Here is a 26,730-nt window from a genome sequence, read left to right as displayed (position 1 = left end):
TCATAACCCTGCTTTCAAACTTGCTTCGATAAATTGGTCCAGGCTGCCGTCCAGCACCGCCTGCGTGTTGCGGGTTTCAACCCCGGTACGCAGGTCTTTGATGCGGGAGTCATCAAGGACGTAAGAACGGATCTGGCTGCCCCAGCCGATGTCAGACTTGTTGTCTTCCATCGCCTGTTTCTCAGCATTTTTCTTCTGCATCTCCAGCTCATAAAGCTTCGCTTTCATCTGCTTCATGGCCTGGTCTTTGTTCTTATGCTGGGAACGGTCGTTCTGGCATTGCGTTACCAGCCCGGTTGGAATGTGGGTAATACGCACCGCAGATTCCGTACGGTTAACGTGCTGACCACCCGCGCCGGATGCGCGGTAAACGTCGATACGCAGGTCCGCCGGGTTAATTTCGATATCAATATCTTCATCAACTTCTGGGTAAACAAACGCGGAGCTGAAGGAGGTATGACGACGGCCGCCGGAGTCGAACGGGCTCTTACGCACCAGGCGGTGAACGCCCGTTTCGGTACGCAGCCAGCCGTAGGCGTAATCACCGATGATCTTGATGGTGACGGATTTAATTCCGGCCACTTCACCTTCAGACTCTTCGATAATTTCGGTTTTGAAACCGCGCGCTTCGGCCCAGCGCAGGTACATGCGCATCAGCATGCTGGCCCAGTCCTGCGCTTCGGTACCGCCGGAACCTGCCTGAATATCGAGATAGCAGTCAGCGCTGTCGTATTCGCCGGAGAACATGCGACGGAATTCAAGCTGCGCCAGCTTCTCTTCCAGCACGTCGAGTTCTGCTACGGCTTCGTTAAAGGTTTCTTCGTCGTCGGCTTCGACGGCCAGCTCCAGCAAACCGGAAACATCTTCCAGCCCCTGGGCCATTTGATCCAGCGTATCTACGATAGCTTCGAGAGAGGAACGCTCTTTACCCAGCGCCTGTGCGCGTTCAGGTTCGTTCCAGACGTCCGGCTGTTCCAGCTCGGCGTTTACTTCTTCAAGACGCTCTTTCTTGGCATCGTAGTCAAAGATACCCCCTAAGAACGTCAGAGCGCTCCGTGAGGTCCTGAATACGGTTTTTTACCGGATTAATTTCAAACATGGTCTGTTTTCTTTTATGGACTTGTCAAAATGCGGTGATAAGAGCGGGATTGTACCGAATCCACGCCCTTTTTTATAGAGATTACTGCCGCTAAATTGGCCAGATATTGTCGATGATGATCTGAAGGGTGCGGTTGCCGCGAAACTCGTTGATGTCCAGTTTGTACGCCAGCTCGACCTCGCGCACGCCGTTGTCCGGCCATACCGCCGTGTCAACGTTAAAGGCAATGCCGTCCAGCAGCGGGCCGCCGCCGACCGGTTCAACCATCACCTTCAGATGACGCTCGCCGACGATGCGCTGCTGCAGCAGGCGGAAACGGCCATCGAACAGCGGTTCCGGGAACATCTGCCCCCATGGACCGGCATCGCGGAGCATTTGCGCCACGTCCATCGTCATCTCAAGCGGTGAAAGCTCGCCATCGGACACCACTTCCCCCTGCAGCAGGGCCGGGTCAATCCAGTCGGTGACCAGCTCGCCGAACAGGCGCTGAAACTCGTCGAATTTCGCCTCTTCCAGCGACAGGCCTGCCGCCATCGCATGGCCGCCGAACTTGTTCATCAGGCCCGGATACAGCGTATCGAGACGCTCCAGCGCGTCGCGCATGTGCAGACCCTGAATCGAGCGGCCAGAGCCTTTCAGCGTGCCGTCGCCCGCGGGGGCGAAGGCGATCACCGGGCGGTGGAAGCGCTCTTTGATGCGCGACGCCAGAATGCCGACCACGCCCTGATGCCACTCGGGATGGTACATTGCCAGGCCGCCCGGCAGCGTATCGCCGCTGCGTTCAAGCTTTTCACACAGGGTCAGCGCTTCGGCCTGCATTCCCTGCTCAATCTCTTTACGTGTCTGGTTCAGGGCGTCCAGCTCGTTGGCCAGCACGCGCGCCTCACCGATGTTGTCGCACAGCAGCAGCGCGACGCCAACGGACATATCGTCCAGTCTTCCGGCCGCATTCAGGCGCGGCCCGAGCGCAAAGCCCAAATCGCTTGCCGCCAGCTTGAGCGGGTCGCGGTTGGCAATTTCCAGCAGCGCCTTGATCCCCGGACGGCACTTGCCCGCCCGGATACGGCTTAAGCCCTGCCAGGTCAAAATACGGTTATTGGTATCGAGCGGGACCACGTCCGCGACGGTACCCAGCGCCACCAGGTCGAGATATTCGGCCAGGTTCGGTGCGGCAATACCGCGGGATTCGAACCAGCCCTTGTCGCGTAACAGGGTACGCAGCGCCAGCATCAGATAAAACGCCACGCCTACGCCCGCGAGGGATTTCGACGGAAAATCACAGTCGCGCAGGTTGGGGTTAATAATCGCGTCGGCGGCAGGCAGCGTTTCACCGGGGAGATGGTGATCGGTAACCAGCACCGGGATCCCCAACGCGTGGGCATGATCGACCCCCGCATGGGAAGAGATCCCGTTATCGACGGTCATGATCATCTGCGCACCGCGGGCGTGGGCCTGATCGACCACTTCCGGGCTGAGTCCGTAGCCGTCTTCAAAACGGTTCGGCACCAGATACGTGACGTTATCGCAGCCCAGCGCGCGCAGGCTGAGCACGCTCAGCGCGGTGCTGGTTGCGCCGTCGGCATCGAAATCCCCTACTACCACAATACGCGTGTTCTCACGCAGGGCGTTGTAGAGCATTTCAGTGGCTTTTTCGATGCCGTTCAGCTGCTGCCAGGGCAGCATCCCTTTTACGCTACGTTCAAGATCCTCAGCACGACGCACGCCGCGGCTGGCGTAGAGGCGCTTCAGCAGCGGCGGGAGATCGTCCGGCAAATCAACCGGTTCAACCGCCTCGCGGCGGCGCAATTTTATCGGGGCTTTCACGCGGATTATTTACCACTAACCTGTTTCTGGTGCGCGTCGAGGAACTCTTTCATCTCTTTTGGTCCCTGATAGCCCGGAACGACGTACCCGTTGCTCAGGACAATCGCTGGCGTACCGCTCACGCCAAACTGCACGCCCAGCGCGTAGTGGTTAGCGATATCAATGTCGCAGGAGGCCGGCTTAACGCCTTTGCCGTTCATCGCGTCGTCAAACGCTTTGTTACGGTCTTTTGCACACCAGATGGCCTTCATGTCCTGCTCCGGCTGGCTCTGCACGCCCGCGCGCGGGAAGGCCAGGTAACGCACGGTAATACCCAGCGCGTTGTAGTCTTTCATTTCTTCATGCAGCTTGTGGCAGTAGCCGCAGGTGATATCGGTGAAGACGGTAATCACGTGTTTTTCCTGCGCCGCCTTATAGACGATCATCTCTTTTTCGAGCGCGTTCAGGTTTTTCATCAGCAGCTGGTTGGTCACGTTGACCGGCTGCGCGCCGCTCACGTCGTACATTGGCCCCTGAATAATGTGTTTGCCGTCTTCGGTGACGTACAGCACGCCGCTGTTGGTCAGTACCGTTTTCATCCCGGCGACCGGTGCTGGCTGAATATCGCTGCCGGTGACGCCAAGCTTAGCGAGCGACTGTTTGATAGCGGCGTCGTCAGCATGGGCGAAACCGGTGAAGGAGGCTGCCAGCAGGGTGAACAGCGCGAAACTCTTTTTCATAGTTGATCCTGTTACAATTCGTCGGCACTCACGCACGAGGGTGGTGCTGTTGGTGTAGCTGCCGCAGGCGTTCCGTCGCGACATGGGTGTAAATTTGCGTCGTGGAAAGATCGCTATGTCCCAGCAGCATCTGCACCACGCGTAAATCCGCGCCGTGGTTGAGCAGATGCGTCGCGAAGGCATGACGCAATACGTGCGGCGAAAGCTTTTCACTGTCGATGCCGGCCAGTGTGGCGTAATGCTTGATGCGATGCCAGAACGTTTGCCGCGTCATCTGCTGTGCGCGCTGGCTCGGAAACAGAACGTCAATAGACGCGCCGTTGAGCAGCCACGGGCGACCGTGCTCCAGATACGTTTCCAGCCAGTAAACCGCCTCTTCGCCCAGCGGAACCAGCCTTTCCTTGTTTCCTTTACCGATGACGCGCACCACGCCCTGACGCAGGCTGATGTCGCTCATCGTCAGGCCAACCAGCTCCGAAACGCGCAGGCCGGTAGCATACAATAGCTCAAGCATGGCTTTATCGCGTAACTCCAGCGGCAGGTCAACAGCCGGTGACTGTAATAATCTCTCAACTTGTGCTTCGCTGAGATCTTTCGGCAGCCGCTGCGGGAGCTTAGGGGATGCCAGCAGCGCGCTGGGATCGTCTTCGCGGATCTTCTCACGGTAGAGATGCTGGAAAAGCCGACGCATGGCGCTGAGCAAGCGTGCGGAACTGGTGGCTTTGTAGCCCCCTTCTACACGTTCACCGAGCAGCGCCTGCAGGTCGTCGCTTTGCGCGCTCGCCAGCGAGAGCTGCCGACGGGCCAGCCACTCCACCAGCATGGTAAGATCGCGCCGGTAGGCGCTGAGCGTATTCTCGGCCAGATTTTTTTCCAGCCACAGCGCGTCGAGAAACTGTTCAACGAGTGCGAGATCCTTTTCCACATCAGCCCCTTTGATTCTGCAGTCAGGCCATTATGCCTGATTGTGACCGGTTTCTGGTACACTACGCGCAAAGTCAAAGCATGAATTGAGATAGTTACGCGATGAATATTGGTCTGTTCTATGGTTCCAGCACCTGCTACACCGAAATGGCGGCAGAGAAAATTCGCGACATCATTGGCCCGGAACTGGTGACGTTGCATAACCTGAAAGATGACGCGGTCGCGCTGATGGAACAGTACGATGTGCTGATCCTGGGCATCCCAACCTGGGATTTTGGTGAGATACAGGAAGACTGGGAAGCCATCTGGGATCAACTCGATTCAGTCAATCTCGACGGCAAGATCATTGCCATGTACGGCATGGGAGATCAGCTGGGTTACGGGGAATGGTTCCTGGACGCACTCGGCATGCTGCACGACAAGCTCGCGCCGAAAGGGGTGTCGTTCATCGGCTACTGGCCAACCGAAGGTTACGAGTTCACCAGTAAAAAACCGATTATTGCCGACGGCGAGCTGTTTGTTGGGCTCGCGCTGGATGAAACCAACCAGTACGATCTTAGCGATGAACGTCTGCAGACCTGGTGCGAGCAGATTCTCGGCGAAATGGCAGAAAAGTTTAGCTAACGCGCATTACCCCTGCGTCGTCTGTTGCAATAGCATCCGGCGCAGGTCTCGCCACTCGGCAGCATCCATACTGTCAGCCGCCAGCCAAAGATGCTGGCAACGCCCGCCGTCCACCTTGCGTAGCCGTAACATCATGCCGCAGTTGAGCATCCAGGGCATACCGAGAATATCCCACTCTTTTCCCTGCCAGCGCAGGCGGGAATCCATCAGTAACTTGATCTCTCCCTGACGGGCATTAATGCGACGCTGGCTGCGTACGCTGTCAAAAACGACAAACGAAAGTAGCAGCAGCCACAGCGGCGTGTAGCTCAGCGGCCACGGCATCAGTAAAACAAAGGCCGCAACCAGGCCGTGGAGCAATAAAGACATCCACTGCGAGCGCCACGAGACGCGAAGATCAGATTGCCACAGGACCACGTTCCCGATTCCGTGTTTGAATTAATTGCACCATCCGTTGCAACTCGGTGTCGGCGGGTTTGCCGTGGTTCATCAGCCAGTTGAATAAATCCGGATCGTCAGACTCAAGCAGGCGGACAAACAGACGCTTATCGTCGTCGCTTAAGGTGTCATACTCATATTCGAAGAAAGGCATGATGGAAATATCAAGTTCACGCATGCCGCGACGGCACGCCCAGTGAATACGGGCCTTGTTGTTAATATCCATGTTCAGTTTCCTGCATTACGTTTGGCACAGTCGGTACCCCATTCGGTGTTCTTTATTTCTCTACGGGGACACCAGCTAGTGTAACGTGTTTTTGACCGTTTCATTACTGGAATATTGCGATCAACGAGCAGGCTTCCAGAATAATCCCTACAAACACAGCGGATTACACTATTTTGCGTGGCGCTACGCAGAACCGGTTTATGGCACAAATGGCCTGTTGAAAGCGCTTGCATTGCCTGCAGGCTCTTTTACCATTAGGCATTATCAAAGCGTTAAGCAATTCAGGATATCGTTATGGCCTTTACACCATTTTCTCCTCGCCAGCCCGCCGCCTCTGCGCGTCTGCCGCTGACGCTTATTTCTCTTGATGACTGGGCGCTGGCAACGCTCACCGGTGCCGACGCCGAAAAATATCTGCAGGGCCAGGTGACCGCCGACGTCAGCCAGATGACCGAACACCAGCACCTGCTGGCCGCCCATTGCGACCCAAAAGGCAAAATGTGGAGCAACCTGCGTCTGTTCCGCCGTCAGGACGGCTTTGCCTTTATTGAGCGCCGCAGCCTGCGAGACGCCCAGCTCAAAGAGCTGAAAAAATACGCGGTCTTTTCCAAAGTCACCATTGCCGCAGACGACGAACATGTCCTGCTGGGTGTGGCCGGCTTCCAGGCGCGTGCGGCGCTGAAAAACCTGTTCAGCGAACTGCCGGATGCCGAAAAGCAGCTCGTCAGCGAAGGCGCTACCTCTATCCTGTGGTTTGAACACCCGGCAGAGCGTTTTCTGTTAGTCACCGATGCTGAAACCGCCGAGCGCGTCACCGAGGCGCTGCGCGGCGAAGCGCAGCTTAACAACAGTCAGCAGTGGCTGGCGCTGAACATCGAAGCGGGTCTGCCGATCATTGACGCCGCAAACAGCGCGCAGTTTATTCCTCAGGCAACGAACCTGCAGGCGCTGGGCGGCATCAGCTTTAAAAAAGGCTGCTACACCGGCCAGGAGATGGTCGCACGAGCAAAATTCCGCGGGGCAAACAAACGCGCGCTATGGACACTCGCGGGCCATGCCAGCCGGGTACCTGAAGCAGGGGAAGATTTAGAGCTGAAGATGGGTGAAAACTGGCGCCGTACCGGCACCGTATTAGCCGCCGTACAGCTGGATGATGGACGTCTTCTGGTGCAGGCCGTTATGAACAACGACATGGAAGCGGACAGCGTGTTCCGCGTGCGTGACGATGTGAACACACTGAGCATCGAGCCTCTGCCCTATTCACTGGAAGAGTGATGCTGTATCGCCCGGTGGCACTGCGCTTACCGGGCCTACTAATCCCGTAGCTCGGGTAAGGCGAAGCCGCCACCCGACAAAAAACTACACCTGCCCCACGTACAAATAAATCGCCAAAAAGTGGCACACGCTGCCGCCCAGCACAAAGCCGTGCCAGATGGCATGGTTGTACGGAATCCGCTTGCAGACGTAGAAAATGACGCCGAGCGAATACACCACGCCGCCTAAGGCCAGAAGCGTTACGCCCCCTATCGACAGTTTGATTGCCAGCTGGTACACCACGATCAGCGACAGCCAGCCCATGGTCAGATAGGTGACCAGCGACAGCACCTTAAACCGGTGCGCGATGGTGAGCTTAAACAGGATCCCGAGCAGCGCCAGACTCCAGATAACGATCATCAGCCCGCGCGACAGCGGTGAGTTGAGCCCCACCAGCAGAAACGGCGTATAGGTACCTGCAATGAGAAGATAGATAGCGCAGTGGTCAAATTTCTTGAGCCACATCTTGGCCCGCTGATGCGGGATCGCGTGATACAGCGTCGAGGCCAGAAACAGCAGGATCATGCTCCCGCCATAGAGGCTGTAGCTGGTAATCGCCATCGCGCTGGCATTGGCGTCTACCGCCTGCACCAGCAATAACACTAAACCGACAATCCCAAACACCAGGCCAATGCCGTGGCTGATGCTGTTGGCTATTTCCTCAGCCAGCGAATATCCCTGTGCGATTAATGGTCTACTCACCATACAAAACTCCGGGAAAACAAAAGATGATTATTCATCGCATCACTATGCTAACTGAGAATGATTCCAGTGAACACCTGTTAGCTAAAATAATTTCACATCAGAATTTATGACTATAAATCATAGGCATAAATAAATTTTTCACCTAACATTTGTTCACATTAAAATTTAACCATTAAGAATCAAGAGCATAAAAATGGATCCTGTCGTCAGGCCCCATGTTATGATGGATACATGAGGTCTGAATAAGAGTTATGCCATTGTGAGTATGTTCACCCACTCCGCCATTGCCAGTCTCAATAACCTGGAGATGATGGTCTACAACTATGTCATTAAAAACCGTGACAAAGTCATGTACATGACCATCCGCGAGCTGGCGGATGCGGCGGGTGTCTCGACGACCACTATCCTGCGCTTTTGCCGCAAGCTTAACTGCGAAGGCTACTCGGAGTTTCGCGTTCGCTTTAAGCTTTATCTTGAACAAAACGAGCCCCAGCAGGCGAATTTCGGCGCCAGCGAAATAATCAGCTTCTTTAAAAGCGTAAATAATGAAGAGTTCGACGCGTTATTAGATAATGCGGTCGATATTATTTTATCGTCGGAACGCATTATATTTGTCGGCGCAGGGACATCAGGCTCGCTGGCAAAATATGGCGCACGTTTCTTTTCTAATATCGGAAAATTCAGTAACCATATTGATGACCCTTATTTCCCGGTCACCAATGACATGGCGAAAAATGCGCTGGCGATTGTGCTCTCCGTCTCGGGTGAGACCGAGGAGATCCTGCGCTTCGCCAGCCAGTTTAGCCTGCATCACTGCAAGGTGCTCTCCATTACCAGCCACGAGCACTCGCGTCTCGCAAAACTGGCGGACTTTAATCTCTCCTGGCACGTTCCCCAGACGCGTATTGCAGGCGTCTACGATATCACCACGCAAATTCCCGTCATCTATATTCTGGAATCTCTCGGCCGTAAGCTGGCGAAGAAACTTGCAGAATAAAACATCCTGTTTTTTTGATGTGACAAATCACATTATGCCCAATTTGTTATATCGTGACATTTAATTTCGCTTTGCTAGACTCGATGCCAATAAGCCATTTATTGAGAATAGCAGCGATGAAAAAATTGACCTTACCAAAAGATTTTTTATGGGGTGGCGCGGTTGCCGCTCACCAGGTTGAAGGCGGCTGGAACAAAGGCGGCAAAGGGCCAAGCATTTGCGACGTATTAACCGGCGGCGCACACGGCGTGCCGCGCGAAATCACGCAGGACGTGGTGCCGGGAAAATACTATCCCAACCATGAAGCGATTGATTTCCACGGCCATTACAAAGAAGACATCAAGCTGTTTGCCGAGATGGGCTTCAAGTGTTTCCGCACCTCGATTGCCTGGACGCGTATCTTCCCGAACGGTGACGAAACGCAGCCAAACGAAGAAGGGCTGAAGTTTTACGACGACATGTTCGATGAGCTGCTGAAATACAACATCGAACCGGTGATCACCCTCTCCCACTTTGAAATGCCGCTGCACCTGGTGAAGGAGTACGGCAGCTGGACCAACCGTAAAGTGGTCGATTTCTTTGTACGCTTCGCGGAAGTGGTCTTCGAGCGCTACAAAAACAAGGTCAAATACTGGATGACCTTCAACGAAATCAACAACCAGCGTAACTGGCGCGCCCCGCTCTTCGGCTACTGCTGCTCGGGCGTGGTCTATATGGAACATGAAAATCCGGAAGAGACCATGTACCAGGTCCTGCATCATCAGTTTGTGGCCAGCGCCCTGGCGGTGAAGGCCGCGCGCCGCATCAACCCGGAGATGAAAGTCGGCTGCATGCTGGCGATGGTGGCGCTCTATCCGTTCTCCTGCAAACCGGAAGACGTGATGTTCGCCCAGGAATCGATGCGCGAGCGCTACGTCTTTACCGACGTCCAGCTGCGCGGCTACTACCCGTCCTACGTGCTGAACGAATGGGAGCGTCGTGGCTTCTCCATCAAAATGGAAGCGGGTGACGAGCAGATCCTGCGCGAAGGCACCTGCGACTACCTGGGCTTCAGCTACTACATGACCAACGCGGTGAAGGCGGAAGGCGGCACCGGCGATGCCATTTCCGGTTTCGAAGGCAGCGTGCCGAACCCGCACGTGAAGGCGTCCGACTGGGGCTGGCAGATTGACCCGGTGGGCCTGCGCTATTCTCTGTGCGAACTGTACGAGCGTTACCAGAAGCCGCTGTTTATCGTTGAAAACGGCTTCGGTGCCTACGACAAGGTGGAAGAAGACGGCAGCATCAACGATGACTACCGCATCGACTACCTGCGTGCCCACGTGGAGGAGATGATCAAAGCCGTCACCCACGATGGCGTCGATCTGATGGGCTATACGCCATGGGGCTGCATCGACTGCGTGTCGTTCACCACCGGCCAGTACAGCAAGCGCTACGGCTTTATCTACGTGAACAAGCACGACGACGGCACGGGCGACATGTCGCGTTCCCGCAAGAAGAGCTTCGAGTGGTATAAAGGCGTGATTGCCAGCAACGGCGAGGCGCTGTGATTTTTTGCCCGGTGGCACTGCGCTTACCGGGCCTACACGAATAGGAGGCCGGGCCGCCACCCGGCTTATTTCCCGCCCGCTAACTCAATAAAACTCCCCGTCACGTACGACGCCTTTTCGCTCAGCAGCCAGACAATCGCCTGGGCGACCTCTTCCGGCTGGCCGCCGCGCTGCATCGGCAGTAACGCTTTCACGCGGTCCACTCGCCCCGGTTCTCCGCCCGAAGCATGAATATCGGTATAGATCAGGCCCGGACGGACGCAGTTGACGCGAATGCCCTGCGCCGCCACCTCCAGCGACAGCCCCGTTGTCAGCGAATCCACCGCCCCCTTGGACGCGGCGTAATCCACATATTCACCCGGTGCGCCCAGGCGGGACGCCGCGGAAGAGACATTCACTATCGCCCCGCCCTTGCCGCCATGTTTGAAGGACATGCGTTTTACCGCTTCCCGGCAGCAGAGGAAGTAGCCCGTAACGTTGGTCGCCAGGACGCGGTTAATACGCTCGGCGGAGAGATTCTCGATGGTGGATTGCTCAAACAGAATCCCCGCATTATTGACCAGCGCGGTCAGCGGCTCGCCTTCACGATCGAGGCTTTCAAACATCGCCAGCACCTGAGCTTCATCACTGATGTCTGCCCGAACGGCAAAGGCTTTACCGCCCGCCTCAACAATCTGGTTGATCACATCCGTTGCGGCCTTAATGTTGTGATGATAGTTCACCGCCACGGTGTAGCCTTCGCGGGCCAGCTGCAGCGCAGTGGCCTTCCCAATGCCCCGGCTGGCGCCGGTCACAAGTGCAATGCCCATTTTCTTCTCCCAATAAAAAAGCCGGGTGGCGGCTTCGCCTTACCCGGCCTACGTTACGACATCAGCAATGTTACTGGTATTCGCTCATCGGCACGCAGGAGCAGAACAGGTTACGGTCGCCGTAGACATCATCAAGACGCTTCACGGTCGGCCAGTATTTGTTCGCCACGCCCGCCGGGAAGACGGCCAGCTCGCGGGAATAGCCGTGGTTCCACTCGGCCACCAGCTCGTGCTGGGTGTGGGGAGCGTTGACCAGCGGGTTATCTTCCAGCGTCCACTCGCCGTCCTGCACGCGGTCAATTTCCATGCGGATGGCCAGCATCGCGTCGATAAAGCGGTCCAGCTCGGCTTTACTTTCGGACTCCGTTGGCTCCACCATCAGCGTGCCCGCAACCGGGAACGACATGGTAGGCGCGTGGAAGCCGTAGTCGATCAGACGCTTGGCAATATCCAGCTCGCTAATGCCGGTCTGCTCTTTCAGTGGACGAATATCGAGGATGCACTCGTGCGCCACGCGACCGTCGCGGCCGGTATAGAGCACCGGGAAGGCAGACTTCAGGCGCGTCGCAATGTAGTTGGCGTTCAGAATGGCCACCTGGCTCGCCTGCTTCAGCCCTTCCGCGCCCATCATGCGGATGTACATCCAGCTGATTGGCAGGATAGAGGCGCTACCGAACGGTGCCGCAGAGACCGCGCCCTGACGGGTCAGCATGCCTTCGATCTGCACAACGCTGTGGCCTGGGACAAACGGTGCCAGGTGCGCCTTCACGCCGATTGGGCCCATGCCCGGGCCGCCACCGCCGTGCGGGATGCAGAAGGTTTTGTGCAGGTTAAGGTGCGACACGTCCGCGCCGATAAAGCCCGGAGAGGTAATGCCCACCTGCGCGTTCATGTTCGCGCCATCGAGGTATACCTGACCGCCGAACTGGTGCACCACTTCGCACACTTCACGGATGGTCTCTTCGTACACGCCGTGGGTGGACGGATAGGTCACCATGATGCAGGAGAGCTTGTCGCCCGCCTGTTCGGCTTTCGCGCGCAGGTCAGCCAGGTCGATGTTGCCGTTCTTATCGCACGCGACCACCACGACTTCCATGCCCGCCATCTGGGCTGAGGCCGGGTTGGTGCCGTGGGCGGAGCTTGGGATCAGGCAGATATCGCGATGGCCTTCGTTACGGCTTTCGTGATAGTGACGGATCGCCAGCAGGCCGGCATATTCACCCTGCGCGCCGGAGTTCGGCTGCATGCAGAGCGCGTCGTAACCGGTCAGCTTCACCAGCCAGTCGGAAAGCTGGTTAATCATCACGTGATAACCTTCCGCCTGCTCCGGCGGGCAGAACGGGTGCAGCTCGGAGAATTCAGGCCAGGTGATCGGGATCATCTCTGCCGCGGCGTTCAGCTTCATGGTGCAGGATCCCAGCGGGATCATCGCCTGGTTCAGCGCCAGATCCTTGCGCTCCAGAGAGTGCATGTAACGCATCATCTCGGTCTCGCTGTGGTAGCGATTGAAGACCGGGTGCGTCAGGATGGCGTCGTTACGCAGCATGCTGTCCTGAATGGAGCGGCTGTCGAGCGCAACTTCTTTGTCGAGTGCGTCAATGTCCAGACCGTGCGCGTCACCCAGCAGCACGCTGAACAGGTTCAGGATATCGTCACGGGTGGTGCTTTCATCCAGCGTAATGCCGACGGCGTTGTGGATGTCGCTGCGCAGGTTGATCTTTGCCGCGTCCGCGCGTGCCAGCACGGCGGCTTTGTCCGCCACGTCCACGCACAGCGTGTCGAAATAGTGGGTATGGCGCAGCTTAAGACCTTTTTGCTGCAGGCCGCAGGCCAGGATATCGGCCAGGCGGTGAATGCGGCTGGCAATGCGTTTCAGGCCTGCCGGGCCGTGGAACACGGCGTACAGGCTGGCGATGTTTGCCAGCAGAACCTGCGAGGTACAGATGTTGGAGTTCGCTTTCTCGCGGCGGATATGCTGCTCGCGGGTCTGCATCGCCATGCGCAGCGCGGTATTACCGGCAGCGTCTTTGGAGACGCCGATAATACGGCCAGGCATGGAACGTTTAAATTCATCTTTCGCGCCGAAGAACGCCGCGTGCGGGCCGCCGTAGCCCATCGGTACGCCGAAGCGCTGTGCTGAGCCGAATACGATATCCGCGCCCTGTTTGCCCGGTGCCGTCAGCAGCACCAGCGCCATAAAATCGGCGGCAACGCTGACAACCACCTTGCGGGATTTCAGCTCGGCAATCAGCGCGCCGTAGTCGTGCACTTCGCCGGTGGTGCCCACCTGCTGCAGCAGCACGCCGAAGACGTCCTGGTGATCCAGCACTTTGTCAGCGTCATCGACGATCACGTCAAAGCCGAAGGTTTCCGCACGGGTGCGCACCACGTCCAGCGTCTGCGGATGCACGTCCGCCGCCACGAAGAAGCGGTTGGCATTTTTCAGCTTGCTCACGCGCTTCGCCATCGCCATCGCTTCGGCGGCGGCGGTCGCTTCATCCAGCAGAGACGCGGAGGCGATATCCATCCCGGTCAGATCCAGCGTTACCTGCTGGAAGTTCAGCAGCGCTTCCAGACGACCCTGGGACACTTCTGGCTGATACGGCGTATAGGCGGTGTACCAGCCCGGGTTTTCCAGCATGTTGCGCAGGATCACCGGCGGCAGCTGCACGTTGGTGTAGCCCATGCCAATGTAAGACTTATAGCGCTTGTTCAGGCCGGCGATAGCCTTCAGCTCCGCCAGCGCGGCGAACTCCGTGGTGGCTTCCCCCACCTGAGGCGGCGTGGCAAGCTGGATGTCTTTTGGCACAATCTGGCCGATCAGTGCGTTTAATGAATCCGCGCCAACCGTCTTCAGCATCTCCTGCTGTTGCTGAGCATCCGGCCCAATGTGACGTTCAATGAAGGCGCCACGGTTTTCAAGCTGGCTTAAAGTCTGTGTCATGAGCGATGGTTCCTGAAACGTGCAGTGAATCGTAGTTATCTGTAACGCTGTTGCCCGGTGGCGCTAACGCTTACCGGGCCTACGTTGATCTCCAGGCCGGATAAGCGCAGCGCCATCCGGCACAACGTTATTCGTCTTCCAGTAGTGCTTCGTATGCGGTCGCATCCAGCAGCGCGGCAACCTGGGATTCGTCGCTGGCTTTGATCTTGAAGATCCAGCCGCCTTCATAAGGCTCGCTGTTGACCAGCTCCGGGGAGTCGCTCAGCGCGTCGTTGACCGCAACAATCTCACCGCTTACCGGTGCGTAGATGTCTGATGCCGCTTTTACGGACTCCGCCACGGCGCAGTCGTCGCCCGCGCTCACGGTCGTGCCCACGTCAGGCAGGTCAACAAACACCATGTCGCCCAGCAGCTCTTGCGCGTGCTCGGTGATCCCGACGGTGTAAGTGCCGTCCGCCTCTTTACGCAGCCACTCGTGTTCTTTGCTGTATTTCAGTTCTGCTGGCACATTGCTCATTGAAGTTCTCCTGATAAAAATAGTTAGGCGACCGGCTTACCGGCGCGAACAAAAATCGGTTTGGTCACGTTGACCGGCATTTCGCGGTTGCGGATTTGCACCACCGCCGTTTCGCCAATGCCCGCCGGCACGCGTGCCAGTGCAATACTGTAGCCCAGCGTCGGTGAGAAGGTTCCGCTGGTGATCACGCCTTCGCGAGGATTGCCGTCAGCATCGGTAAAACGTACAGGCAGTTCGCCGCGCAGTACGCCTTTTTCCTTCATCACCAGGCCAACCAGCTGTTCGGTGCCCTTCTCGCGCTGCATCTCCAGCGCTTCACGGCCAATAAAGTCACGGTCAGCCGGTTCCCACGCGATGGTCCAGCCCATGTTGGCGGCCAGCGGAGAGACGCCTTCGTCCATCTCCTGACCGTAGAGGTTCATGCCCGCTTCCAGACGCAGCGTATCGCGCGCGCCCAGGCCCGCAGGCTTCACGCCCGCCTCCACCAGCGCACGCCAGAAATCAGCGGCCTTTTCGTTCGGCATCGCAATTTCGTAGCCCGCTTCACCGGTGTAGCCGGTGGTGGCGATAAACAGATCGCCCGCCTGCACGCCGAAGAACGGCTTCATGCCTTCGGTGGCTTTACGTTGCTCATCGTTGAACAGAGACGCGGCTTTCGCCTGCGCGTTAGGCCCCTGCACGGCGATCAGCGACAGGTCATCACGGACGGTGATGTCGATGGCATACGGTTCGGCGTGTTGGGTGATCCAGGAGAGGTCTTTTTCGCGGGTGGCGGAGTTTACAACGAGGCGGAAGAAATCTTCGGTGAAGTAGTAGACGATAAGGTCATCAATCACGCCGCCCGAGGCATTCAGCATGCCGGTATAGAGCGCTTTACCCGGCGTCTTCAGTTTGGCGACGTCGTTTGCCAGCAGATAACGCAAAAACTCCCGGGTGCGGCTACCGTGCAGATCGACAATCGTCATATGGGACACGTCGAACATACCGGCATCGGTGCGCACCGCGTGGTGCTCATCAATCTGCGAGCCGTAGTGCAGCGGCATCATCCAGCCGTGGAAGTCCACCATGCGGGCGCCGCACAACACGTGTTGTTCGTACAAAGGAGTCTGTTGAGCCATCTTGTCCTCGTTGAAAAATTCACCGTGAAACCCGGTATCGGCCCCGCGTTCGGGCACCGACGCAAACGTTCTCTTTTACCTGAACTTACCACCGAAAACGGCGGTTAACCATAAGGCAAAACAGGTCATCACATTAGCTTATGACCAAAAAACGCTGAAAAGCCTACAGAGTTATCCACTGGAAAAATGCGATTAACCCCGCACAAAATTAACAATGATCTAACAGGATTTAGCACATGGTGATATTTCGTGCGGTAAAACGGGCCGAATTTCCGTAACGAGAAAAACACGACATTAGATTATCTAATGCGAAAAATGACGTGAAATTAGAATATTTCAAACGAGGGAATTTCCCCGGCGCAGAGGCCGGGAAAAGAAAGTGTGACAGGGGTCTACATTAACGCAGCCAGTCCGGGAGGTCGTTCAGACCCATCGCCTGACGGAGGAGTTGGGGTTTAACACCCGGAAGAGTGTCAGCAAGCTTAAGGCCGATGTCGCGCAGCAATTTCTTCGCCGGATTTGATCCGGCAAACAGCTCGCGGAAGCCCTGCATGCCCGCCAGCATCATGGCCGCGCTGTGCTTGCGGCTGCGCTCGTAGCGACGCAGGTAGAGATGCTGGCCGATATCTTTGCCTTCACGATGCAGGCGACGCAGCTCATCTACCAGCTCCGCCGCGTCCATAAAACCAAGGTTGACGCCCTGCCCGGCCAGCGGATGGATGGTATGCGCCGCATCGCCCACCAGCGCCAGACGGTGCGCCGCAAACTGGCGCGCGTAGCGGCCGGTTAACGGGAACACCTGACGCTCGCTTTCAAGCGTGCACAGGCCAAGGCGGTTATCAAAGGCCACGCACAGCGCCTGGTTAAAGGCCTCCGGCGTCGCCTCATGCATCTGCTGGGCTTTTTCCGGCACCAGGGACCAGACAATTGAGCACAGGTGCGGATCGGCAAGCGGCAGGAACGCCAGTATGCCGTCGTTGTGGAAAATCTGGCGCGCCACGCCGCCGTGCGGCTCTTCGGTACGGATCGTCGCGACCAGAGCATGATGGCGGTAATCCCAGTATGTCAGCGGGATATCGGCTTTATTACGCAGCCAGGAGTTGGCACCGTCAGCACCGACCACCAGACGCGCGGTCAGCATGTCGCCACTCTGCAGGGTGATAAACGCCTCGTTTTCGCCCCACGCCACCTGCTGGATCTGCGCAGGCGCAATCAGCGTCACGTCGCCGCACTGCTGTGCTTTCTGCCAGAGCGCGTGGTGGATCACCGCGTTTTCAACGATGTGCCCCAGATGGCTATAGCCCATGCTTTCATCGTCAAAAGCAATATGACCAAAGCTGTCTTTATCCCACACTTCCATGCCGTGATAGCAGCTGGCGCGGTGCGCCACAATATCTGCCCAGACGCCAAGGTGCGTCAGCAGCTTTTCGCTGGCCGCATTGATCGCCGAGACGCGGAGTTCCGGCGGCGCATCCGGTGCAACGGGCTGAGGCTGCTTTTGCTCCAGCACCGCCACGCGCAGGCCGCTGCCCTGTAACCCGCAGGCCAATGCCAGTCCAACCATTCCGCCGCCAACGATGGCGACATCAACATTTTGCACGGTGATAACTCCTTAACGCGCGACCCAACCCAGGGTCCGCTGCGCCAGCACGTCACGTGCCGGAATGAATAATTCCATCGCCATCAGCCCAAGGTTGCGACCCGCAACCAGCGGTGCCCAGCGATTGGCAAAAAGATGAACCAGACCATCGGTCACACCGATGGTGGCCTCTTTATCCGCCTGTCGGCGCTTCTGGTAATGACTCAGCACCGAATAGGCCCCACAGTCTTTTTGCTCGCCCCACGCCTGCGCCAGAGATTCGGCCAGGCTCATGACATCGCGTAAGCCAAGGTTGAAACCTTGCCCCGCGATGGGGTGCAGCGTCTGCGCGGCATTACCGACGAGCGCCAGACGATGGGAGATGGACTGAGACGCCGTAGTAAGCGAAAGCGGGTAGACCGTCCGCTTGCCGGCATGGGTAATACGCCCCAGCCGCCAGCCAAAGGCTTTCTGCAGCTCGGTACAAAAACGTTCGTCGGACCAGGCCTTCACCTCTTCAGCCTTATCCTGCGGATGGCACCAGACAAGGGAACAGCGCCCGTCCGACATCGGCAGCATCGCCAGTGGGCCATGCTGCGTAAAGCGCTCAAACGCCCTGCCGTTGTGGTCAGCTGCGGTAGCGACGTTCGCAATGACCGCCACCTGGCCGTAAGGCTGCTGGCGCCACTCCACGCCGCACTGGGTACCGAGCGACGAGCGCGAACCGTCCGCAGCGACCAGAAGTTGACCTTCAAGGACGGTGCCGTTTTCCAGCGTCACGCTGACCGACGCTTCGCTTCGGCTCACGCTGGCCACGCGCGCGGGGCAATGCAGCGTGACGCCCGGCGCGTCCTGGAGCAGGCGGAACAGACGTAATCCGACGTCGTGCAGCTCAACAACCTGACCCAGGGCATCAATCCGGTAATCCTGCGCGTCCAGCGTGACAAAGCCTGCATGTCCGCGATCGCTGACGTGAACGGTCCCGATCGCCGTAGCACGGTCGGCAATCGCCTGCCAGATCCCAATGCGGGAAAGCTGCTGGCAGGTGCCCTGCGCCAGCGCAATGGCGCGGGCATCAAAACCGGGGTGGTTCGACGCCTCTGGCGCAACGGCTTCTACCAGGTGCACCGGAAGCTGGCCCTGCGTCATATGCGAAATGGCCAGCGCCAGCGTGGCCCCGGTCATGCCGCCGCCCACGATAATCACGCTCATGCGCGTGCCGCTGCCATCAGCGCCTCGATATCGTCAGCGTTTTTCACGACGCTGGCGGTCAGGTTTTCGTTACCGGTTTCGGTAATCACGATATCGTCTTCAATACGAATGCCAATCCCGCGGTATTCTTCTGGCACGTCGGCATCCGGAGCGATGTAGAGACCCGGCTCCACGGTTAATACCATGCCCGGCTCCAGCACGCGCGAACGGTCGGTGCCGTATGCGCCAACGTCGTGCACGTCCAGCCCCAGCCAGTGGCTCAGGCCGTGCATGAAATACGGTCGGTGCGCATTTTCAGCAATCAGGGTGTCGACATCCCCTTTCAGGATCCCGAGCCTGACCAGACCGGTAATCATGATGCGCACCACTTCGCCGGTCACTTCCTGCATGGAAGTCCCCGGACGATACAGTTTGAGCGCTGTCTCAAGGGATTCGAGAACAATGTCGTAAATCGCGCGCTGTGCTGGCGAGAATTTACCGTTCACCGGGAAGGTACGGGTGATGTCCCCCGCATAACCCTGATATTCGCAACCGGCGTCAATCAGCACCAGATCGCCGTCGCGCAGCGCACTTTCGTTTTCGGTGTAGTGCAGAATGCAGCCGTTTTCGCCGCCGCCGACAATGGTGTTGTAGGAGGGATAGCGCGCGCCGTGGCGGTTAAATTCGTGGTGAATTTCGCCTTCCAGCTGGTATTCGAACATCCCGGGACGGCATTTCTCCATGGCGCGGGTGTGTGCCAGCGCGCTGATTTCGCCCGCGCGGCGCATCACATTTAGCTCTTCCTCAGACTTGAACAGGCGCATCTCATGCACCACCGGACGCCAGTCCGTCAGCGTGGCCGGTGCGGACAGGTTCTGGCGCGAGCCTTTGCGCAGCTTATCCAGCGCGGTGAAGACAATCTCATCGGCGTAGGCATATTCGCCCTGCGCGTGATAGAGCACGTCGAGGCCGTTAAGCAACTGATAGAGCTGCTGGTTGATTTCGCTAAACGCCAGCGCACGGTCAACGCCCAGCTTCGCCGGCGCGGCCTCCTGGCCCAGGCGGCGGCCAAACCAGATTTCGGCCGTCAGGTCGCGCACGCGGTTGAAAATCACGCTGTGGTTGTGGGTGTCATTGCTTTTAATCAGCACCAGTACCGCTTCCGGCTCGTTAAAGCCGGTGAAGTACCAGAAATCGCTGCTCTGGCGATAGGGATATTCGCTGTCGGCGCTGCGCGTCACTTCGGGCGCGGCAAAAATCAGCGCGGCGCTGCCCGGCTGCATTTTCGCCAGCAGCGCCTGACGGCGGCGCGAATACTCTTGACTCGAGATAACCATGACACCCTCCTGTGCGTTATTTTTCTTAATGTAAGGTTGGCTTACGAACTTCCGGTGCGGTCGGCTGTGAGCGCGTAAAGTTGTCGTGGCACAGCAGTGCCGCCACGCGCACGTACTCGATGATCTCTTCGAGAGACATTTCCAGCTCTTCCTGGTCTTCGTCTTCATCGTAGCCAAGCTGGGCAATGTTGCGCAGGTCGTCGATCGCTTCACCCGCTTCGCCGGTCACTTTATCCAGTTTAGGCTGCGTGACGCCCAGCCCCAGCAGATAGTGGTTTACCCAGCCGGCCAGCGCATCGGCGCGATCGAACACGCTGACGTCGTCGCCGTCAGGCAGATAAAGCTGAAAAAGGAAGCCATCGTCTTCCAGCGAATCGCTGATAGCGGCGTGCATTTTACGCAGCGCTTCCGCCAGCTCGTGACCAAACGCCAGCCCTTCATTCGTGAGGTCGTGGATCAGCGGCTGCCAGGAGCTGTCGCTGTTTCCGCCGCACAGCATGCCACTGATCAGACCGTGCATTTCGGCAGGGGTTAAACCGACTCCCTGCTGGTTCAGTAACTGGTTTAAATCCTTGTAACCAGGCATTTCGTTCTGTATAGACATGCGCATTCGTCATCATTGGGGGGAAGTTTCATGATATGCTACCACTTTGGACCCTGGTGATACCAGAAAAGGGCTTGTATCTTCACATCAGGGTAGCTATAGTGTCGCCCCTTCGCAGCCCCCGGGGCAGTAAGCGAAGGCAGCGCAGTCAATCAGCAGGAAGGTGGCATGTCTGCACAACCCGTCGATCTCCAGATTTTTGGCCGTTCACTGCGAGTGAATTGTCCGCCTGAACAAAGGGATGCTTTGAATCAGGCTGCGGACGATTTGAATCAGCGGTTGCAAGATCTAAAAGAACGCACTAGAGTCACAAATACTGAGCAGCTGGTTTTCATCGCCGCGTTGAACATCAGCTATGAACTGACTCAGGAAAAAGCGAAGACCCGCGACTACGCGGCAAGCATGGAGCAGCGCATAAAAATGCTCCAGCAGACCATAGAACAAGCATTGCTTGATCAAGGTCGCAATCCCGAAAGACCGGGACCCAAGTTTGAATAACACTTCTCAGTTGACTATGGTAGAGTAACTGTGAAGACAAAATTTCTCTGAGATGTTCGCAAGCGGGCCAGTCCCCTGAGCCGATATTTCATACCACAAGAATGTGGCGCTCCATGGTTGGTGAGCATGCTCGGTCCGTCCGAGAAGCCTTAAAACTATGACGACACATTCACCTTGAACCAAGGGTTCAAGGGTTACAGCCTGCGGCGGCATCTCGGAGATTCCCTCTCTTTTCTTCTACCGACTACCATGACTCAATTCCCTGAAGTTTCAGCTTCACGCCAGGACATTCGTCAGCTCATTCGCCAGCGCCGTCGTGCGTTAACCCCAGAACAGCAAGCGCATTTTGCCCATCAGGCCGCCGCCCGTATGATGGCGTATCCCCCTGTCGTGATGGCGCGCACGGTTGCCCTGTTTCTGTCGTTTGACGGCGAACTGGACACCCAACCGCTGATAGAGCAGCTCTGGCGCGCCGGGAAGAAGGTATACCTGCCGGTGCTGCACCCGTTCAGCGAAGGCAATCTGCTTTTTTTGCACTATCACCCGCACAGCGAGCTGGTGGTGAATCGTCTGAAAATCACCGAGCCGAAACTCGATGTGCGCGACGTGCTGCCGCTGTCACAGCTGGATGTGCTGATTACGCCGCTGGTGGCGTTTGATGAGCAGGGACAGCGCCTGGGAATGGGCGGTGGTTTTTACGACAGAACGCTACAAAACTGGCAGCAGTATGGGTTGCAGCCGGTAGGCTACGCGCATGATTGCCAGGGCGTGGAGGCGTTGCCGGTGGAGAAATGGGATGTGCCGTTACCGGCGGTGGTGACGCCCAGCAAAATCTGGGTCTGGTAGGATAAAGCCGGGTGGCGGCTGCGCCTTACCCGGCCTACATAAATCCTCAAACATTGTAGGTCGGGTAAGCGTCAGCGCCACCCGACACCACAGACCGCACCATCAGTAAAGCAGACGCGCGCGAATCGTCCCTGGAATGGCCTTCATGCTCAGCAACGCTTTCTCGGCCACATCGTCATCCGCTTCGATATCAATGACCACATAGCCCATCTGCGAGTTGGTCTGCAGATACTGCGCGGCAATGTTGACGCCCTGCTCGGCAAAGATCTGGTTGATCGCGGTGAGCACGCCTGGACGGTTTTCGTGGATGTGCAGCAGACGACGACCGCCGTGCAGCGGCAGAGACACTTCCGGGAAGTTCACCGCAGAGAGCGTAGAACCGTTGTCGGAGTATTTGCTCAGCTTACCTGCCACTTCCAGACCGATATTCTCCTGCGCTTCCTGCGTAGACCCGCCGATGTGTGGCGTCAGGATCACGTTGTCGAACTCGCACAGCGGAGAGGTGAACGGATCGCTGTTGGTGGCGGGCTCCGTTGGGAAAACGTCGATGGCCGCCCCTGCCAGATGCTTACGCTTCAGCGCATCGCACAGCGCAGGGATATCGACCACCGTACCGCGCGCGGCGTTAATCAGCAGTGAGCCCGGCTTCATCAACGCCAGCTCTTCTGCGCCCATCATGTTTTTGGTGGACGCATTTTCCGGCACGTGCAGGCTTACCACGTCACTCATGTTCAGAAGGTCAGACAGGTGTTGAACCTGGGTGGCATTGCCCAGCGGCAGCTTGCTTTCGATATCGTAAAAATAGACATGCATACCGAGAGATTCCGCCAGAATCCCCAGCTGGGTACCGATGTGGCCATAGCCGATGATACCCAGTTTTTTCCCACGGGCTTCGTAGGAGCCCGCAGCCAGTTTGTTCCAGACGCCGCGGTGTGCTTTAGCGTTAGCCTCCGGAATGCCGCGCAGGAGCAGCAGCAGTTCGCCAATCACCAGCTCCGCCACGGAACGGGTGTTAGAGAACGGGGCGTTGAAGACAGGAATACCGCGTTTCGCAGCAGCATTCAGGTCAACCTGGTTGGTACCGATGCAGAAGCAGCCGATAGCCACCAGCTTTTCCGCCGCGGCAATCACATCTTCAGTCAGGTGAGTACGGGATCGCAGGCCAATGAAGTGGGCATCACGGATGGACGCTTTCAGCTCTTCGGTATCGAGCGCGCCTTTGTGAAATTCGATGTTGGTGTAACCTGCCGCACGAAGGCTATCGATTGCTTTTTGATGCACGCCCTCGACCAGCAGGAATTTAATCTTGTCTTTCTCCAGTGATACCTTTGCCATTTACCCGACCCTGTTTTTGTCTGAACTGATGTTGTGCTGGATATAAATCCGCTGTAGCCAACATATCAAAAAAAACTATTGCAGCAATATGAACGTTTGCGTCAGTACGCTGAAGGAAAGTCATACAGCGCAAAATGGCAGAGGAAAATGCTATAGAAATTTACAAACGCGGAAGGATCGGCAAAAGAGGCATAAAAACGTGACACAAGTCACCGAATTTAGCGTTTCAAAAATTTTTTAGCGGGGGGAGGACTCCCCCCCGTCAGATCATTTTACGATGGTTTTCACGCCGTCAGCGGTGCCGATCAGCGCCACATCCGCGCCACGGTTGGCGAATAGCCCTACGGTCACTACGCCTGGAATGCCGTTGATGGCGTTTTCCAGCGCAATCGCGTCAAGAATTTCCAGACCGTGAACGTCGAGGATCACGTTGCCGTTGTCGGTCACTACGCCCTGACGATATTCCGGACGACCGCCCAGCTTGACCAGCTGACGGGCAACCGCGCTGCGGGCCATCGGGATCACTTCAACCGGCAGCGGGAAATTACCCAGAATGTCCACCTGCTTGGAGGCGTCGGCGATGCAGATAAACTTGTCCGCAACGGAGGCGATGATTTTTTCGCGCGTCAGCGCCGCGCCGCCGCCTTTGATCATCTGCATGTGGCCGTTGATTTCATCCGCGCCATCAACGTAAATCCCCAGACGATCCACTTCGTTAAGATCGAAAACGGTAATGCCGAGGCTTTTCAGCTTTTCCGTGGAAGCATCAGAGCTGGAAACCGCGCCCTCGATCTGCCCCTTCATCGTGCCCAGCGCATCGATAAAGTGTGCCGCGGTTGATCCCGTACCGACACCGACAATGGTACCCGGCTGTACGTACTGGAGAGCGGCCCATCCTACTGCTTTTTTCAGTTCATCCTGCGTCATGATCGTTTTGCCTGTGGTGTGAAAACTCAGGGCGCATTATAGAACACGTCGAATGGAATTCGTCTGCCACAAAGGGAAAATTGTGTCATAGTGCAGAATAAGCAAAATTAAGGAGCCAGCCAGAGCAATGAAACGTCCGGACTACAGAACACTACAGGCACTTGATGCAGTTATTCGTGAACGAGGCTTTGAGCGCGCGGCGCAAAAGCTTTGCATCACGCAGTCCGCCGTCTCTCAGCGTATCAAACAGCTTGAAAACATGTTCGGCCAGCCGCTGCTGGTGCGTACCGTGCCGCCACGTCCAACAGAGCAAGGGCAAAAGCTCCTCGCTCTGCTGCGTCAGGTTGAACTGCTGGAAGACGAGTGGCTGGGTGACGAACAAACGGGCTCTACGCCGCTGCTGCTCTCTCTGGCGGTCAACGCCGACAGTCTGGCAACCTGGCTGCTGCCGGCCCTGGCACCGGTCCTCGCGGACTCCCCTATCCGCCTGAATTTGCAGGTTGAAGACGAAACCCGCACCCAGGAGCGCCTGCGTCGCGGTGAAGTGGTTGGAGCGGTCAGTATTCAGCCTCAGGCGCTGCCAAGCTGCCTTGTCGATCAGTTAGGCGCCCTGGACTACCTGTTTGTGGGTTCAAAAGCCTTTGCGGAACGCTACTTCCCCAACGGCGTCACCCGCGCGGCGCTGCTGAAAGCCCCTGCCGTGGCCTTCGACCATCTGGACGATATGCATCAGGCGTTCCTGCAGCAAAACTTCGACCTGCCGCCGGGCAGCGTGCCGTGCCATATCGTGAACTCGTCAGAAGCCTTCGTGCAGCTTGCACGCCAGGGCACGACCTGCTGTATGATCCCGCACCTGCAGATTGAGAAAGAGTTGAAAAGCGGTGAGCTGATTGACTTAACGCCGGGGCTGTATCAGCGTCGGATGCTCTACTGGCACCGTTTTGCGCCGGAAAGCCGCATGATGCGCAACGTCACTGACGCGCTGCTGGCGTACGGGCATAAGGTATTGAGACAGGATTAAAAAGAAAAGCCGGGTGGCGGCTACGCCTTACCCGGCCTACAGATTACTGAGCAGGCTTCGGCTGTGCTGCAACAGGTTCCAGCTGGAACACCACATCCACCTGATCGTCGAACTGAATGGTTGGCTGCTCGTAAGTTTCCTGAGCGGACACCGGGGCGGCATCAGCCTTCATCATACGAACCATCGGGCTTGGCTGGTAGTTAGAGACGTGGTAACGCACGCTGTAAACCGGACCGAGCTTGCTCTTAAAGCCAGAAGCCAGCTGTTCCGCCTGGTGAATGGCATCATCAATCGCCGCTTTACGCGCTTCGTCTTTGTATTTCTCCGGTTGCGCAACGCCCAGCGACACGGAACGGATCTCGTTCAGGCCCGCCTTCAGCGCACCGTCCAGCAGCGAGTTAAGCTTATCCAGCTGACGCACGGTCACTTCAACGGTACGCACGGCACGGTAGCCTTTCAGGATGCTTTTGCCATTCTGGTAGTCGTAATCGGGTTGAGTACGCAGGTTCGCAGAGTTGATATCTTTTTTACCGACACCGTTCTGCTCGAGGAAAGAGAGGTATTGCGCAACGCGATCGTCAGCCTGCTTCTTGGCCGTCGCCGCATCTTTCGCCGCCACATTCACCTCAATTGCCAGGGTTGCAACATCGGGTACCGCGTCCACGCTTGCGGTGCCTGACGTGACGATGTGCGGGCCATCCGGCAATTCGCTTGCCTGCACCGACACCGCACCGAAACTTACTAATGCCGCCAGGGCCATCACTTTAAACTTCACTGTCATTCCTCCATGTTGCGAAGAGTGCCCCAATAACAGGGCGCATGCCAGCAAGCTTAGCGGGTCTTGTTCAGTTGTCCATAAGACAAGGATTAGTTGAACAATTCCTGGACATGATGAATCCCCTCTTTTGCCAGCTGAAAGGCAATAGACCACATCACCAGCCCCACAAGGGTATTAATGATGCGCTGGGCTTTGGCCGTACGCAGGCGGGGCGCCAGCCATGCCGCCAGAATGGCGAGACCGAAGAACCAGAGGAACGAGGCGCTGACCGTGCCGAGCGCAAACCAGCGTTTCGGTTCAACGTCCAGTTGACCGCCCAGACTGCCCAGCACGACGAAGGTGTCGAGATAGACATGAGGGTTTAGCCAGGTCACCGCCAGCATGGTGACGATAATCTTCCAGCGGCCCTGCTTCATGACCTCCGCGCTCGCCAGCTCGAGGTTGCTGCTCATCGCCGTTTTCAGGGCGCCGAATCCGTACCAGAGCAGAAACGCCACGCCGCCCCAGGTGACCAGCGCCAGCAGCCACGGAGACTGCATCAGCAGCGCGCTGCCGCCAAAAATCCCGGCACAGATCAGCAGCAAATCGCTCACCGCGCACAGCAGGGCAATCATCAGATGGTACTGGCGGCGAATGCCCTGATTCATCACGAACGCATTTTGCGGTCCTAGCGGAAGGATCATGGCTGCACCTAAGGCAAGCCCTTGAAAATAATAAGATAGCATGACGATTTTCTCGCAGTGTTGTTCTGGAAGCCGACTATACTGCGCGAATTACATAAGAGGAAATGGATAATATTAATTGGG

The 26,730-nt window shown here is 57.3% G+C and carries 26 protein-coding genes and 1 other RNA gene; 8 read left to right on the top strand and 19 right to left on the bottom strand.

Annotated elements, in window-relative coordinates:
• The 4 genes from prfB to xerD all read right to left on the bottom strand — a co-directional run bounded on the left by prfB (position 1) and on the right by xerD (position 4,567).
• A protein-coding gene (prfB, locus tag PI91_RS04210; RefSeq protein ID WP_095908218.1) for a peptide chain release factor 2 occupies positions 1-1,099 on the bottom strand; the annotation gives its coding sequence in 2 pieces (ribosomal slippage) (positions 1-1,023 and positions 1,025-1,099; 1,098 coding nt in all).
• A 90-nt stretch (positions 1,100-1,189) separates the two neighbouring features.
• Entirely contained in the window at positions 1,190-2,923 is a 1,734-nt protein-coding gene (recJ, locus tag PI91_RS04200; RefSeq protein ID WP_039265494.1) for a single-stranded-DNA-specific exonuclease RecJ, read from the bottom strand.
• Positions 2,924-2,928: 5 nt separating this feature from the next.
• Entirely contained in the window at positions 2,929-3,642 is a 714-nt protein-coding gene (gene dsbC, locus PI91_RS04195; protein ID WP_008499708.1) for a bifunctional protein-disulfide isomerase/oxidoreductase DsbC, read from the bottom strand.
• Between the two features lie 28 nt (positions 3,643-3,670).
• Positions 3,671-4,567, bottom strand: coding sequence for a site-specific tyrosine recombinase XerD (xerD, locus tag PI91_RS04190; protein ID WP_008499709.1), 897 nt, complete (start codon positions 4,565-4,567; stop codon positions 3,671-3,673).
• A 101-nt stretch (positions 4,568-4,668) separates the two neighbouring features.
• On the opposite strand from xerD, the gene fldB reads away from it, so the two are divergent.
• The gene (gene fldB / locus PI91_RS04185; RefSeq protein WP_008499710.1) at positions 4,669-5,190 is read left to right on the top strand and encodes a flavodoxin FldB; all 522 of its coding nucleotides are present in this window, start codon (positions 4,669-4,671) and stop codon (positions 5,188-5,190) included.
• 6 nt (positions 5,191-5,196) lie between these two features.
• On the opposite strand, the gene PI91_RS04180 is transcribed toward fldB, so the two are convergent.
• Both PI91_RS04180 and sdhE read right to left on the bottom strand, forming a co-directional pair.
• On the bottom strand, positions 5,197-5,607 hold the full coding sequence (locus tag PI91_RS04180) for a protein YgfX (RefSeq protein ID WP_021242050.1): 411 nt from the start codon (positions 5,605-5,607) through the stop codon (positions 5,197-5,199).
• Positions 5,588-5,854: an FAD assembly factor SdhE gene (gene sdhE / locus PI91_RS04175; RefSeq protein ID WP_006178375.1), complete on the bottom strand. Its 267-nt coding sequence runs from the start codon at positions 5,852-5,854 to the stop codon at positions 5,588-5,590. Before sdhE ends, PI91_RS04180 begins: the two co-directional genes overlap by 20 nt.
• A gap of 294 nt (positions 5,855-6,148) precedes the next feature.
• Between sdhE and ygfZ the strand changes: the two genes are divergently transcribed.
• Entirely contained in the window at positions 6,149-7,129 is a 981-nt protein-coding gene (gene ygfZ / locus PI91_RS04170) for a tRNA-modifying protein YgfZ (protein WP_039265493.1), read from the top strand.
• An 84-nt stretch (positions 7,130-7,213) separates the two neighbouring features.
• Here ygfZ and PI91_RS04165 read toward each other — a convergent pair whose 3' ends face one another.
• The gene (locus PI91_RS04165; RefSeq protein ID WP_021242052.1) at positions 7,214-7,873 is read right to left on the bottom strand and encodes a hemolysin III family protein; all 660 of its coding nucleotides are present in this window, start codon (positions 7,871-7,873) and stop codon (positions 7,214-7,216) included.
• A 265-nt stretch (positions 7,874-8,138) separates the two neighbouring features.
• Here PI91_RS04165 and PI91_RS04160 point away from each other — a divergent pair, with 265 nt between their 5' ends.
• Together PI91_RS04160 and PI91_RS04155 are read left to right on the top strand one after the other, a co-directional pair.
• Positions 8,139-8,870: a MurR/RpiR family transcriptional regulator gene (locus PI91_RS04160; RefSeq protein WP_008499714.1), complete on the top strand. Its 732-nt coding sequence runs from the start codon at positions 8,139-8,141 to the stop codon at positions 8,868-8,870.
• Between the two features lie 116 nt (positions 8,871-8,986).
• The gene (locus tag PI91_RS04155; protein WP_039265492.1) at positions 8,987-10,420 is read left to right on the top strand and encodes a 6-phospho-beta-glucosidase; all 1,434 of its coding nucleotides are present in this window, start codon (positions 8,987-8,989) and stop codon (positions 10,418-10,420) included.
• A 65-nt stretch (positions 10,421-10,485) separates the two neighbouring features.
• Here the strand turns inward: PI91_RS04155 and PI91_RS04150 are convergent, their stop codons facing one another.
• From PI91_RS04150 to PI91_RS04115, 8 genes are all read right to left on the bottom strand, one after another.
• Positions 10,486-11,229, bottom strand: coding sequence for an SDR family oxidoreductase (locus PI91_RS04150; RefSeq protein WP_032675464.1), 744 nt, complete (start codon positions 11,227-11,229; stop codon positions 10,486-10,488).
• Between the two features lie 70 nt (positions 11,230-11,299).
• A complete protein-coding gene (gcvP, locus tag PI91_RS04145; RefSeq protein ID WP_032664330.1) occupies positions 11,300-14,173 on the bottom strand; it encodes an aminomethyl-transferring glycine dehydrogenase in 2,874 nt (957 codons plus the stop codon).
• Between the two features lie 127 nt (positions 14,174-14,300).
• A complete protein-coding gene (gene gcvH, locus PI91_RS04140) occupies positions 14,301-14,690 on the bottom strand; it encodes a glycine cleavage system protein GcvH (RefSeq protein ID WP_008499718.1) in 390 nt (129 codons plus the stop codon).
• 23 nt (positions 14,691-14,713) lie between these two features.
• Entirely contained in the window at positions 14,714-15,808 is a 1,095-nt protein-coding gene (gene gcvT / locus PI91_RS04135) for a glycine cleavage system aminomethyltransferase GcvT (protein WP_025757745.1), read from the bottom strand.
• Positions 15,809-16,205: 397 nt separating this feature from the next.
• On the bottom strand, positions 16,206-17,408 hold the full coding sequence (gene ubiI, locus PI91_RS04130; protein ID WP_039265491.1) for an FAD-dependent 2-octaprenylphenol hydroxylase: 1,203 nt from the start codon (positions 17,406-17,408) through the stop codon (positions 16,206-16,208).
• 12 nt (positions 17,409-17,420) lie between these two features.
• Positions 17,421-18,599, bottom strand: coding sequence for a 2-octaprenyl-6-methoxyphenyl hydroxylase (gene ubiH, locus PI91_RS04125; RefSeq protein WP_039265490.1), 1,179 nt, complete (start codon positions 18,597-18,599; stop codon positions 17,421-17,423).
• Entirely contained in the window at positions 18,596-19,909 is a 1,314-nt protein-coding gene (gene pepP / locus PI91_RS04120; RefSeq protein WP_086538466.1) for a Xaa-Pro aminopeptidase, read from the bottom strand. Before pepP ends, ubiH begins: the two co-directional genes overlap by 4 nt.
• A 31-nt stretch (positions 19,910-19,940) precedes the next feature.
• Positions 19,941-20,519, bottom strand: coding sequence for a YecA family protein (locus PI91_RS04115; RefSeq protein WP_025912457.1), 579 nt, complete (start codon positions 20,517-20,519; stop codon positions 19,941-19,943).
• Positions 20,520-20,687: 168 nt separating this feature from the next.
• On the opposite strand from PI91_RS04115, the gene zapA reads away from it, so the two are divergent.
• From zapA to PI91_RS04105, 3 genes are all read left to right on the top strand, one after another.
• The gene (gene zapA / locus PI91_RS04110) at positions 20,688-21,017 is read left to right on the top strand and encodes a cell division protein ZapA (RefSeq protein ID WP_006811891.1); all 330 of its coding nucleotides are present in this window, start codon (positions 20,688-20,690) and stop codon (positions 21,015-21,017) included.
• A 41-nt stretch (positions 21,018-21,058) separates the two neighbouring features.
• A non-coding RNA gene (ssrS, locus tag PI91_RS24475) (6S RNA) lies at positions 21,059-21,242 on the top strand.
• Positions 21,243-21,266: 24 nt separating this feature from the next.
• Positions 21,267-21,863, top strand: coding sequence for a 5-formyltetrahydrofolate cyclo-ligase (locus tag PI91_RS04105; protein WP_039265489.1), 597 nt, complete (start codon positions 21,267-21,269; stop codon positions 21,861-21,863).
• 102 nt (positions 21,864-21,965) lie between these two features.
• Here PI91_RS04105 and serA read toward each other — a convergent pair whose 3' ends face one another.
• Both serA and rpiA read right to left on the bottom strand, forming a co-directional pair.
• A complete protein-coding gene (gene serA, locus PI91_RS04100) occupies positions 21,966-23,198 on the bottom strand; it encodes a phosphoglycerate dehydrogenase (protein ID WP_021242062.1) in 1,233 nt (410 codons plus the stop codon).
• A gap of 267 nt (positions 23,199-23,465) precedes the next feature.
• Positions 23,466-24,125 (bottom strand): ribose-5-phosphate isomerase RpiA, encoded by a 660-nt coding sequence (rpiA, locus tag PI91_RS04095; RefSeq protein WP_003860091.1) that lies wholly within the window; start codon positions 24,123-24,125, stop codon positions 23,466-23,468.
• 127 nt (positions 24,126-24,252) lie between these two features.
• Between rpiA and argP the strand changes: the two genes are divergently transcribed.
• Positions 24,253-25,146, top strand: coding sequence for a DNA-binding transcriptional regulator ArgP (gene argP, locus PI91_RS04090; protein ID WP_008499727.1), 894 nt, complete (start codon positions 24,253-24,255; stop codon positions 25,144-25,146).
• Positions 25,147-25,189: 43 nt separating this feature from the next.
• On the opposite strand, the gene PI91_RS04085 is transcribed toward argP, so the two are convergent.
• Positions 25,190-25,921 (bottom strand): oxidative stress defense protein, encoded by a 732-nt coding sequence (locus PI91_RS04085; protein ID WP_008499728.1) that lies wholly within the window; start codon positions 25,919-25,921, stop codon positions 25,190-25,192.
• Positions 25,922-26,013: 92 nt separating this feature from the next.
• Positions 26,014-26,649, bottom strand: coding sequence for an arginine exporter ArgO (gene argO, locus PI91_RS04080; protein ID WP_039265488.1), 636 nt, complete (start codon positions 26,647-26,649; stop codon positions 26,014-26,016).
• Positions 26,650-26,730: the final 81 nt, after the last annotated feature.

This window comes from Enterobacter sp. FB, from assembly GCF_000805795.1.
Classification (GTDB): domain Bacteria; phylum Pseudomonadota; class Gammaproteobacteria; order Enterobacterales; family Enterobacteriaceae; genus Enterobacter; species Enterobacter roggenkampii.
Note: the sequence above shows the minus strand (reverse complement) of the source record. Positions and strands in the feature narration are given on the sequence as shown.